General features: G+C 55.4%; 9 protein-coding genes and 1 pseudogene. 8 read left to right on the top strand and 2 right to left on the bottom strand.

Going from position 1 to position 11,309, the window contains the following annotated elements:
- The first annotated feature begins 10 nt into the window (after nucleotides 1–10).
- The 6 genes from KUIN1_RS19315 (at nucleotide 11) to KUIN1_RS19280 (ending at nucleotide 6,955) form a co-directional block, all read left to right on the top strand.
- Entirely contained in the window at nucleotides 11–3,127 is a 3,117-nt protein-coding gene (locus KUIN1_RS19315; protein WP_152092185.1) for an autotransporter serine protease, read from the top strand.
- A gap of 638 nt (nucleotides 3,128–3,765) precedes the next feature.
- Nucleotides 3,766–5,109, top strand: coding sequence for a DUF6861 domain-containing protein (locus tag KUIN1_RS19300; protein WP_011268615.1), 1,344 nt, complete (start codon nucleotides 3,766–3,768; stop codon nucleotides 5,107–5,109).
- 15 nt (nucleotides 5,110–5,124) lie between these two features.
- Nucleotides 5,125–5,409: a hypothetical protein gene (locus KUIN1_RS19295; RefSeq protein ID WP_011268614.1), complete on the top strand. Its 285-nt coding sequence runs from the start codon at nucleotides 5,125–5,127 to the stop codon at nucleotides 5,407–5,409.
- 36 nt (nucleotides 5,410–5,445) lie between these two features.
- Nucleotides 5,446–5,790 carry a hypothetical protein gene (locus KUIN1_RS19290; RefSeq protein ID WP_164920505.1) on the top strand — a complete coding sequence of 115 codons (345 nt, stop codon included), beginning with the start codon at nucleotides 5,446–5,448 and terminating at the stop codon, nucleotides 5,788–5,790.
- A gap of 82 nt (nucleotides 5,791–5,872) precedes the next feature.
- A complete protein-coding gene (locus KUIN1_RS19285) occupies nucleotides 5,873–6,241 on the top strand; it encodes a hypothetical protein (protein ID WP_011268612.1) in 369 nt (122 codons plus the stop codon).
- A 402-nt stretch (nucleotides 6,242–6,643) separates the two neighbouring features.
- Nucleotides 6,644–6,955, top strand: a complete 312-nt coding sequence (locus KUIN1_RS19280) for a hypothetical protein (protein WP_046722284.1) — start codon at nucleotides 6,644–6,646, stop codon at nucleotides 6,953–6,955.
- A 52-nt stretch (nucleotides 6,956–7,007) separates the two neighbouring features.
- Here the strand turns inward: KUIN1_RS19280 and KUIN1_RS19275 are convergent, their stop codons facing one another.
- Nucleotides 7,008–7,583 carry a BRO-N domain-containing protein gene (locus KUIN1_RS19275; protein WP_011268610.1) on the bottom strand — a complete coding sequence of 192 codons (576 nt, stop codon included), beginning with the start codon at nucleotides 7,581–7,583 and terminating at the stop codon, nucleotides 7,008–7,010.
- 429 nt (nucleotides 7,584–8,012) lie between these two features.
- Between KUIN1_RS19275 and KUIN1_RS19270 the strand changes: the two genes are divergently transcribed.
- Both KUIN1_RS19270 and KUIN1_RS19265 read left to right on the top strand, forming a co-directional pair.
- Nucleotides 8,013–9,566, top strand: coding sequence for an McrB family protein (locus KUIN1_RS19270; RefSeq protein WP_152092184.1), 1,554 nt, complete (start codon nucleotides 8,013–8,015; stop codon nucleotides 9,564–9,566).
- The gene (locus KUIN1_RS19265) at nucleotides 9,563–10,819 is read left to right on the top strand and encodes an McrC family protein (protein ID WP_011268608.1); all 1,257 of its coding nucleotides are present in this window, start codon (nucleotides 9,563–9,565) and stop codon (nucleotides 10,817–10,819) included. Before KUIN1_RS19270 ends, KUIN1_RS19265 begins: the two co-directional genes overlap by 4 nt.
- 204 nt (nucleotides 10,820–11,023) lie before the next feature.
- On the opposite strand, the pseudogene KUIN1_RS19260 reads toward KUIN1_RS19265, so the two are convergent.
- Nucleotides 11,024–11,270: pseudogene (locus KUIN1_RS19260) on the bottom strand (ribonucleotide-diphosphate reductase subunit beta); the annotation flags it as partial.
- Nucleotides 11,271–11,309: the final 39 nt, after the last annotated feature.

Below are 11,309 nucleotides of genomic sequence, written 5' to 3'. Positions count from 1 at the left end.
GGTAATTTTCATGAAAGATGCATTCAGTACCCGACACACCTCTGTCAAATCCCTAAGACAGGCCATTCGAGCGGTCAATCGCGCCTCCTGCGGCGCGCTCGCCTGCTACCTGGCGACACTGGGCGTGGCTCATGCCGCACCTTATGTGGAAGCAGGGCAGGCGGGCAACGCTGCCAGCTGGCGCAGCGCCGAGTTCAATGCCGACTGGGGCCTGGGCGCGATCAACGCTGATCAAGCCTATGCCGCAGGTTACAGCGGTAAGGACATCAAACTGGGCATCTTCGACCAGCCGGTCTACGCCCCGCATCCGGAATTCGACAGCCCCAACAAGGTAGTCAATCTGGTCACCAGCGGCATCCGCGAATACACCGACCCGTACATCCCGGTGAAGGCGGGCGACGCTTTCCGCTACGACGGCGCACCGAGCCTGGACTCCGGCGGCAAACTCGGTAACCACGGCACCCACGTCGGCGGCATTGCCGGTGGCAATCGCGACGGCGGGCCGATGCACGGCGTGGCCTACAACGCGCAAATCATCAGCGCCGACAACGGCGACCCGGGCCCGGAAGACGGCATCGTGCTGGGCAACGACGGCGCGGTGTATCAGGCTGGCTGGAACGCGCTGGTCAACAGCGGCGCACGGGTCATCAACAACAGCTGGGGCATCGGCATCACCGACCGCTTCGACAAAGGCGGTCGCGATCCGGCGTTCCCGCACTTCACCGTGCAGGACGCGCAAGTACAGTTCGACCAGATTCGCCAGATCCTCGGCACGCGTCCGGGTGGCGCGTATCAGGGCGCGATCGACGCCGCACGCAGCGGCGTGGTGACCATCTTTGCCGCAGGTAACGACTACAACCTCAACAACCCTGACGCAATGGCTGGGCTCGGCTACTTCGTACCAGACATCGCCCCCAACTGGCTGACCGTCGCCGCCCTGCAACAAAATCCGGATGCCGCAGCGGCCGCTACCACGCCCTACACGCTGAGCACCTTCTCGTCGCGCTGCGGCTACACCGCCAGCTTCTGCGTCTCGGCACCGGGCACGCGCATCTACAGCTCGGTGCTCAACGGCACCAGCCTGGCAGACCTGACCGTCGGCTGGGCCAACAAGAACGGCACCTCGATGGCCGCACCTCACGTGGCAGGCAGCATGGCTGTGCTGATGGAGCGCTTCCCGTACATGACCGGCGCGCAGGTCGCCGACGTCCTGAAAACCACCGCCACCGACCTTGGCGCGCCGGGCGTCGACGCGCTGTACGGCTGGGGCATGATCAACCTCGGCAAGGCCATCAACGGCCCGAGCATGTTCGTCACCGAAGCGGACATCCCTGCCGAGTTTCGTATCGACGGCGCCTACGGCGACAGCCAGTTCGTGGCCGACCTGCCCGGCGTCGGTGCTATTGTCGATGCCGGCAAACCGACGCAACGCACCTGCACCGGCCCGCAATGCGGACTGGACGTGTGGAGCAACGACATCTCAGGCCACGGCGGCCTGACCAAGCAAGGCATCGGCACTCTGGTGTTGAGCGGGGCCAACAGCTACACCGGCCCGACCCTGGTCAATCAAGGACGCCTGGCCATCAACGGCTCGCTGGCCTCTGCGGTCACCGTCAACAACGGCGGCATTCTGGGTGGCAATGGCAGCGTCGCGTCGCTGAGCGCCAACAGGGGCGGCACCGTCGCGCCGGGCAACTCCATCGGCACCCTGCAAGTGGCGGGCGACCTCAACCTGGCACCGGGCTCGACCTACGCGGTCGAGTTTTCGCCCACCGCCAGCGACCGTATCGTGGTCGGCGGCACCGCGACCGTGAGCGGCGCCAACATGGCCCTGTCTCTGGAAAACGACAATCCCGCACTGCTCAGTAGCAACCAGACCCGCAGCGTTCTGGGTCAGCAGTTCAACGTGCTGCAGGCGGCTGGCGGCGTTCAGGGTCAGTTCGGTTCTGTGACCGATAACTACGCATTCCTGGACGGCAACCTGGCCTATACCGGCACCGGCGTGACCCTGGCCCTTGCACGCAATGGCGACAGCTTCGCCAGCGCTGCACAAACCGACAACCAGCGCAGCGTGGCCCAGGCCATCGAGCAACTGAGTGCGGGCAACTCGGTTTACGAGAGCATCATCCTCAGCCAGGACACTGCCAGCGCACGCCGGGCGTTTACCCAGCTATCGGGCGAAGTGCACCCGGCCATTGCTACACAGCTGATCAACGACAGTCGCCAACTGCGCGACGCCGTAGGTGATCGTCTGCGTGTAGAAGGCTTGTACGACCAGCCAGCACCGGGCAGTGAAGACAATTCAGTGTGGGTCAAAGCGCTGGGTGCCTGGGGCAAAAACAGCGGCAGCAGCGACAGCGCCAGCTCGACCTCATCGCTGGGCGGCCTGCTTGCCGGTGTGGACGGCCTGATCAGCGAGCACACCCGCTTGGGCGCGATGGCAGGATACAGCGACACCTCGCTGAGCCTGGGCGACGACACCCACTCGCGGGCCTCGGCAGACAGCTACCACCTGGGCGCCTACATCGGCCACGAACAGGGCGCACTGCGCCTCACCGCAGGCGCGTCGCACAGCTGGCACCGCATCGACGTGAAACGCGACCTGCAATTCGGCGCGTTTTCCGACCGCCAGAAGGTCAAGCGCGACGCCCAGTCGAGCCAGGTGTTCACCGAAGCCGCCTACCGCCTGAACCTGCAACCGCTGGCACTGGAGCCATTCGCCAACCTGGCTTACGTACACTTCGACAGCGACAGCTTCAACGAAAAAGGCGGCGCCACAGCCCTCAAAGGCAGCGACGACACCCGCGACACCGTGCTCTCAACCCTGGGCATGCGCGCCGGAAACCGCTTCAACCTCAACGACACACAAAAACTCGACGTCTCCGCCACCCTCGGCTGGCAGCACAACCTGAGCGACACCTCGTCTGAACAACACCTGGCCTTCGCCAGCGCTGGCAACAGCTTCAACGTACAAAGCGTCTCCATGGACCGCGACGCCGCCGTCGTCGGCGCCCGCGCCAGCCTGGCACTGGGCAGGGATGCGCGCATCAACCTGGACTACAACGGTTTGCTGGGTGCACGGGATAAAACCCACGGTGTGGGTCTGTCGCTGGATTGGCAGTTCTGATGGGGGGGGCTGCGGGGTGTAGTAGCCCCGCAGGCTCTCGCCACCTGTCGTGCCCATTACTCCATATGAATATCGTGCCAATGCTCCGCGTTGGCACGCATTTCGTGACGCTCTGCGTCATATCGAAGCCATCAGGCAAATGCCTGATCACTCACAACTCCGGCTTCTGGCCGGAGGCCGTGGGGCGCACCGGTCGACGTTTCGCTGACCCGCTTCTGCCCGTAGGGCGTAGGAGCGAACTTGTTCGCGATCTGCCGGGAACCGGCAGCAAAACCTGTGCGCCCGGTACGTCAGGTTCAAACGAGGTCACCAGTTTCAGGGCCGCTTCGCAGCCCATCGTAGCCGTCTTCACCTACTGAAGCGCCTACGCCCTCCGTGTAGAAGCTCGTTCTCCGAATCGGTCACAGGGCTGGTATATAGATTTCATTCCTCCGCTCGGAGACGATATCCAAATTCAGCTTCACATCTTCCCCACACGCCCGAATAGGACTCAGGCAAAGGCTGTTTTTGAACAACCAACGCTGATGTACGAATTTTCCGAATTTTTGCAGGTGCCATGCGGCTCTTGGAATTTTTTGCACTTCTTCTGTTAAGTTGCTCAGGCAGAGCTGTATCAAGAATTGTCAGGGAGACACTGAATGTTCTTTTTTCACATGCTGCCTTCATGGGATGACATACGGCGAAAGCTTGACCGTGACATCGAGCCCTACAGAGGGGGCCATTTTCGCACCCATCGAAATGAACCCCTCCCGTCGCCCGCGCTGATCATTCGCCGCTTCAATTGTGTCAGGTCCGCGTTCGACCGTGCCGAATGGGAAGCTTGCCGCATACTGGGACAGCGGTTCGTTGACCTCGACATCTCTAGCATCATCAAGGACTTGATCGACGTAGTCACCCAGATGGCCATGATCGTCGTCGGCAGTGCTTTTGTCGGAGGGGTCGCCGGTGCAAGCGCGGGTGCACTTTTTTTCGGGGTGGGTGCTGCTCCCGGTGGTTTAATGGGCGCTGCATTAGGGGCGCAGGCCAGTACTTTCATACTGGGGATTCTTGGTCTGGAGTCCATCGCTGAATCCGTCATCGACGGCTTTCCGCGCATCATTCATTACTACACACGCGGTATCAGCACAGCATGGCAAGGCCCCCGCGAACAAGGGTGGAGCTCCTTCATGGGAGACGACCCGGTCGCACAGAACAGTGCGGTTCAGGAAATCGCACAAGGGCACGTTGAGGTTGTGATTCTGCTATTGGGCGCGATGGTTCAGTACATCACACGCGGCCGCGGTAACGCTCGTGCGTTGGCAAATGAAATGCGGGCCAGCGCCAAAGGCGAGCGACTGGGCCAGTGGATGCTTGAGCATGAAGATGACCTGAAGAAGCGACCTGATTTGCAGAGGCCGGAGCCGGGTAGGGGGGCGCTGGAAGCTCAAGAGGCTTTGTCAACAAATCGCTCAAAGACCGCAGACGCAGCTAAACCAGATGCATTGGATCAAAAAACTGTTTCAAGCAAGATAGATCCAAAACAATTAGATCTTGTAACGGGCCACCCCAACGCACACTCCCTAAGTGTTCACGGTGGCAAAGTCTCTGATGGAGACCTAATGCTCCGGGCAAAATCAGCCATTAAGCCGAACGGAGACGTCGGCCCGTCAGTCCCACCTTTATCATCGGCTTTCCACAGCGATGAATTATTGATTTTTGCTGACCAAACCATTAGAAATGGTGGAGCTTTGGAAAGGGCTATAGCGCGCCAACCAGGCCAAGATGTCATAAGGGTTACGGCTCAAGAGGCAGGCGATATCGGCGTTGATCTTGGAAGAGGTTTCAAGCGGGTATTACCCACTGGTAACATCCTTAAAAACCTTGAGACAAATGGCGCTCCAGAAAAGCTTGAAAATTTGCGAAGTGTAGAAGGCTTGTATCAGTATAATCCCAGCAAGAAAATTTGGGAGACAATTACTATTTTTCCAGCACCTGCTCCCTAAAAAGGTAAGGCATTTATGAAATATGAGAATGTTCGGCACATGCTAAAGACTGTTTTTTGTTCGGATTTTAATCTGGCAGAAGACGTTGCTATAGGTATATATGTTAATAGCCTTAATTCTAGTGGCAAAACAGATGAGATGAGGTATGAGTTAGCTGAATGTCTTCGTGATCAAAATGTTTCTTGGCGAGACATGTTAGTAAATGATGAGTACGAGGTCTTGGATTTTGAAACTGAGCAGGAAGCTAAGGATTATATTAAAAGGATTCTGTGGCAGCCATTGGATGAAAAAACCAATTGAAATTTACGAGGCGCTCGTAGGAACTTGAGTGGTCGCATGAAGAGAAGTTATCAGGCAGTTTTCATAGTTCCTACAGGCGCATCTAAGGTTCTAGGCGATTATGGGTGGGAGTTTAATAGTCTTGAAAGGCTTCCTGAAAGTATCGGAGAGTATTTGGTTGGGTGTTTGGGTCTTAAGTTTGAAGAGGAATACGCAGGCATCAAGAAATATACCAACGGTCAGATAAATATGTCGATTTTTCTTGACGACAATAATGAGGTTGAGAGTATCTATTTTCAAGCTTTCGAAAGTTTCTTGGCGGAAATTTATAAGGCATGCCAAAATGAAGCGGTTTTTTCGGGGCCGGAAATATTTATTTCCGAGGAACTAAAAAGCCTTTAGTGCTAAAGGGGTATGTGTCTCACTGAAGTTGTGCAATGGTGAAATCGATAGCTCAGCAAAAAGCCAAGGCTCAGGATTTTAAATGTTTGTTAAACAGTGTGAATGGATCTCGAAAGATGCTCTAGAGGCAATGCTGACAATCGGTGATGCTGAGACTCAGTGCGTAGCCTTTTGTCATCCATGTCATATGAATGTCGGGGACATGCTGCTTGAGCCTGTCCTTGCGATATCAATAAAAAATGTAGCCAAGATGGCGGCAGGCTCTCAGCCATACGTACTACGTATTGACGATGGATTCGTTCATGAAATTCTGGCTGAGGTGGCTAGTGTTGAAAAATCGCTGGTGGTTGCGGGTGAAATCACTATTGAATTGGATGATGTACTACCCGGAGACATCAACGTCGGAGATATGATCAGTTTCTCCTGTGGACGTCTTGATGTGATTTCCTGACTTTTAAAAGTGGTATTGCCAAGATGACGATGTGTATCACGAGTCTTCGTTGCACTGCACACTCTGAATTGGACACAGAGCCTCCCAAGCATCATCACCACTTAGAGCGCTCGTTGTTATACATAAGTCTGTTTTCGATTCTGGCAGAAGGTTTAGTTCACCCCACTGGGGTTACATCTAGTCTGCGACGTCGTTTTTTAGCCCTTTTTCCGAACTCACTCGGATTTTTGTATAGCGACAAGCGCATTCACGTGCGCCCCATATAGCGGACCCTGTGCGCTATGACAAAAACCTCACACGTCTCAAAACTCCCTCCCGCGACGTGACAAGGCCCGGACAAGGACCTCACTAAAAATTGATGGCCTAGTGATGCCATGGTAAAGCCTTGCAACAGACGCTCGTCTGCACTCGCTAAGGAATAGCCATGAAAAGACAGGGACAGGCCTCTTCGCCATACTCGCGTTGCTCTGCGCCTTCACCGTACAGGCCAGAGAAACCCAGGTAACAGACGCCTCAATCGTCAAAACCATCATCCAGGAATCCATCGACAGCTACCCCGGCCGCTGCCCGTGCCCCTACAACTCTGCCAGCAATGGCAGTCAATGTGGCAAACGCAGTGCGTACAGCCGCAAAGGCGGCTACGCACCCATTTGCTACAAGGATGACGTCACCAAAGAAATGATCAGCGACTACCGACGCCGCCTGAAAGACTGATCCGATGAGGCAAGATGGCCGTCACACACACGGCACGGCCATCGCTCCGCATTCAACTCAACCGAGAGGCAGGTAACACCGCCCGCCACCACGACCGCGCCAAGCTATGCGGCCGCGCATCAACCTGCATCTGCGGATGCGTTAACACCCTCGGCATATCCCGCAACCGTATCCACGGCTCGCTGTGCCAGTGCAACATACTTACCGACAACCCCGGCCACTGCAGCATGCTCAGGTTCGGCGTGCAGTCATCGAACGGCACCTGCCCATCCCGCAACGCAGGCACCACCTCATGGGTAATCCACTGCCGCAACCCACGATTTTCCGCGTGATAGTGATGCACCATCATCGCGTACGCCCCCGACTCACTGACCATCAGCTCTGACCGTGCTTCGCCATGCAGGTCGAGCGTGATCATTCGGTGCTGGTCAGCGTCCAGCTTGCGCAGCGTTCGCTCGTTCAATGGCCAGCCAATCATGCGACCCAGATCGCGGGCACTGAACCAGGGTTGGTCTTCGAGGAGGAGGGCGAGGAGTTGGCGGTTGTGGCGGTGGAAGGGGGTTGGGGTGAAACCGGCACACACCTTGCGCGCCTGACAAGCGCTTGCCCGAAATAAATTGCTTAACATGCTGACCTCTACGTATGAGCTGAAATGACGTTAAAGACCAACGTAGAGCGGGCGTAAGAAAACCCAACTGAGCGGATCAGCAAGGCCGAGATTCCCGTTTGATTAGAACGATTGGAATCTGGGGCTATGGTGAACTCACTGCATCTACGTTGGGTGTTTCTTAGGCACCGGCGCATACGATACGGGCGCTGGCAACGTGTCGATATCGGACTGGGGAGTGAGAGGATGTCAGGGGTTTCCGATCTTCAGGCGAGGTATCGGGCTAAGCAACCCATATCGTTCCAACGCTCCGCGTAGGAATGCAGTTCGCGACGCTCTGCGTCGCATGCTCAGGGCTGCTACATAAACACGACACCACCGACGCTTCGCTTTACCCATGCTGGCAATCTAGATACTGTTGTCGGACTTTTCCTACAGGGACGTTCGGCAATGCCTTCGCTCAATCAGATTTTCTTCGGTCCGCCCGGTACGGGGAAAACCTACGCCACAGTCGAAGCTACGTTGCAGATCCTTGATCAGCCTTTTCTTGCTAAAAACCTTGATAATCGGTCAGCGCTGAAAGCTCGATTTGACGAGCTGCTTGCAGCAGGCGACGTGCGCTTTGTGACCTTTCATCAGAGCTTCAGCTATGAAGACTTTGTTGAAGGGCTTCGCGCTACGACTGATGAGCAAGGCCAGATCCGTTACGAGGTGGTATCTGGCGTTTTCAAAAGCCTCTGCGAGTCAATTGCGAGTGAACTGAGCGGAAAATACCGAGCATTCAAGGTTGGTGAGCGCTACGGCACAGGCTATAAGGTAATTCGAGCAAATGACGATATTCTTGAGTTAGAAAAGCCAAAAGGCAAAAATTTTGGCCTTGCTATGAGTCTACTTAATGCTCTGGCTGATGACGTTTCTCAAGGTGTACTGAGTGTTAATGATTTGAGCACAGGTAATTGGGAGGAAAAACTACCGAACTCTACTTATGATCCTTACTTGGTCAAAGGTTATCGCAATATCGTTCCCGTATTGATTGAACACATGCTCAGCAAGCGAAATGAAGATTTCCGGACGGCAGAGGTCGCTCAGAGTGAACGGCCAAAAGTGCTGATCATTGATGAGATCAACCGAGGCAACGTCTCGCGCATCTTCGGCGAGCTGATTACCCTCATCGAACCTTCCAAGCGTGCGGGCGCATCAGAGGCACTCGAGGTTACGCTGCCCTACTCGAAAGAGCGCTTCAGCATCCCCAGCAACATCCACTTGATCGGCACCATGAATACATCTGACCGATCATTGGCCGCACTTGATATTGCCCTGCGTCGTCGCTTCACGTTCATTGAGGTGCCGCCTAACCCGGAGCTGCTTGAAGACATAGAGGTTGATGGCATCGCTATCGACGAATTGCTCAGTGTGATGAACCAGCGCATAGCCGTCCTGCTTGATCAAGATCATTGCCTGGGGCACGCGTACTTCATGCCTCTTGAGAGCAATCCGACATTGGAGCGGCTGGCAGGCATTTTTCAAGAGCAAATCCTGCCGCTACTTCAGGAGTACTTCTTCGAAGATTGGCAGCGTATCCAGTGGGTCCTCAACGACCAACGCAAAGCTCCAGAAAATAGGTTCTTGATCCAGCCGAGCCAAGACTTCAGCGTGCTGTTTGGAGATGCTGTCACAGTGGGGCAGAACAACGAACGTTGGGAATTGAATCTGCCTGCATTCGAAAATATCGAGTCATATCTGGGCGTGATCGATCACAACCTGAGCGTCAGCGCGCCGCTGGAAGCGAAGAGCGTCAGAACGGAAGGCGTAGACATACGACAAGCCGCCAATGGCAGTATTGAGGTCTATCGTGGAGGCCAGCAGGTCAAACCTGCCAAGCCACATTTGCGAGAGATTGCCAGCAAACATGGCCTACCTATTACATCAGCGTCGGGCATCAAGCTGAACACGCGGAGCCTCGGGCGTAAGATCATCAAGTTCCTTAGCGAACAGCAAAGGTGAAAACCACCGTAACGGTCCGAGAATATGCTCGGCTGACAACCAGCAATGTTCTTAGCCCGACGCTCGACGTAGCCCAGGTATCGCCCTCGGCTTTCGACTGGCTCTGCGAAACCAGTTCCCGCTTTAGCAAAGCGGGTGCCGCACTGGTTCAAGTTGAAGGCCGCCGCTGGCTTAAGCTCGATAACTACGTTGGCGCGCTGGAAACACCCTGCGGTACGCGTATCGAAATCCTGCCTAAGCATTTTGAACAAGGCGACTGCATCCAGCAAAGCCGCGCGTTGCTCAGGCGCATGATTCAGAGGTCATTAGACCTACCAACCCGTAAGGTCGGCGCAACCGCGTTACAGCGCTTCGATGCGCCGTTGACCGAATGGGTAATGAGCAGCTTTCTGGAAGCGCTCGACCACCTCATCAAACGCGGCCTTCGCTTCGACTACCTACGAGTCGAAGAGGAACAGCGATATTTGCGCGGCCAACTCAACACCGCCCGCCAAATGCGCCAACCTCCTGGCCGACAACACCACTTCCAAATTCGTCACGACGTATTCCTGCCCGACCGGGCCGAGAACCGTCTTCTCAAAACAGCGTTAGGTATCGTCTGTAAAACCACTCAAGACCCCAGTAACTGGCGCCTCGCCCACGAACTGCGCTCACTGTTGCTAGAAATTCCAAGCAGCCGAGACACCGCTCAAGATTTCAAACAGTGGCGCCACGATCGGCTCATGGCTCATTACCAACCTGTGAAGCCGTGGTGCGAACTCATCATCCAACAGCAAACGCCACTGGCGATTGCGGGCGAATGGCAGGGCATGAGCTTACTGTTCCCGATGGAGAAACTGTTCGAACGCTACGTGGCTGCGTGCCTGAGGGATTCGCTGCCGCCAGACGCTACGCTACACACGCAGCGCAGCAGTGAGTATCTGTGTACTCATGAGGGCAAAAAGGTCTTTCAGCTAAGGCCCGATCTCATGATTACTCAGGGGGAGAAGAGCTGGGTTCTGGATACCAAGTGGAAACGGCTGGACAGCGAGCTTGGTAGCAAAAATTATGGTCTAAGCCAGGCGGATTTTTACCAGCTGTTTGCGTATGGGCAGAAGTATCTAGGCGGACAGGGGGATCTGGTGCTGATTTATCCGAAGCGGGCATCGTTTCAGGAGGCGTTGCCAGTTTTTGAGTTTTCGGAGGGGCTGCAATTGTGGGTGGTGCCGTTTGATTTTGATACGGGATATTTGATGTGGGCGATGCAGCATTAATAACTGAAATGTGTCATCTATCAATCAATGGTTCTGTGTTTTCTAAATATTCTGTTTAGATTTCCCCGTTCCGTCTAAGAGAAAAAAAGGCTGCCAATTGGCAACCCTTTTCGCAGAAACCATTTCATGCAGGATGAAATGGCTTCAGGTCTTAACACGGTTCTACAAGCGAGATCATCAATCCCAGCTCAACGCCCCACCTGTCTAATACTCAATAACCCGAGTGCTCAAAGAAATTCCTCTCTTTCTTCAAGGCGATGATCTCGCTCATCCAAGGGAACGGGTTGGTCGTCTCTGGACACTTTTCCTTCAAGCCAATCTGGCTCAGGCGGCGGTTAGCGATGAAATTCAGATAGTCCTCCATAATCGGTGCGTTCATGCCGAGTACGCTGCGGGGCATGGTGTCGCGGGCGTATTCGATTTCCAGCTGGGTGCGTTGCTGGATCATCTGTGCGCACGTTGCGCACGGGGGACTCTATGGTCTGATGCC

Source organism: Pseudomonas sp. KUIN-1 (assembly GCF_009176725.1).
Classification (GTDB): Bacteria; Pseudomonadota; Gammaproteobacteria; order Pseudomonadales; family Pseudomonadaceae; genus Aquipseudomonas; species Aquipseudomonas fragariae.
The sequence above is the reverse complement of the archived record's forward strand: the minus strand, read 5'-3'. Positions and strand labels throughout refer to the sequence as shown.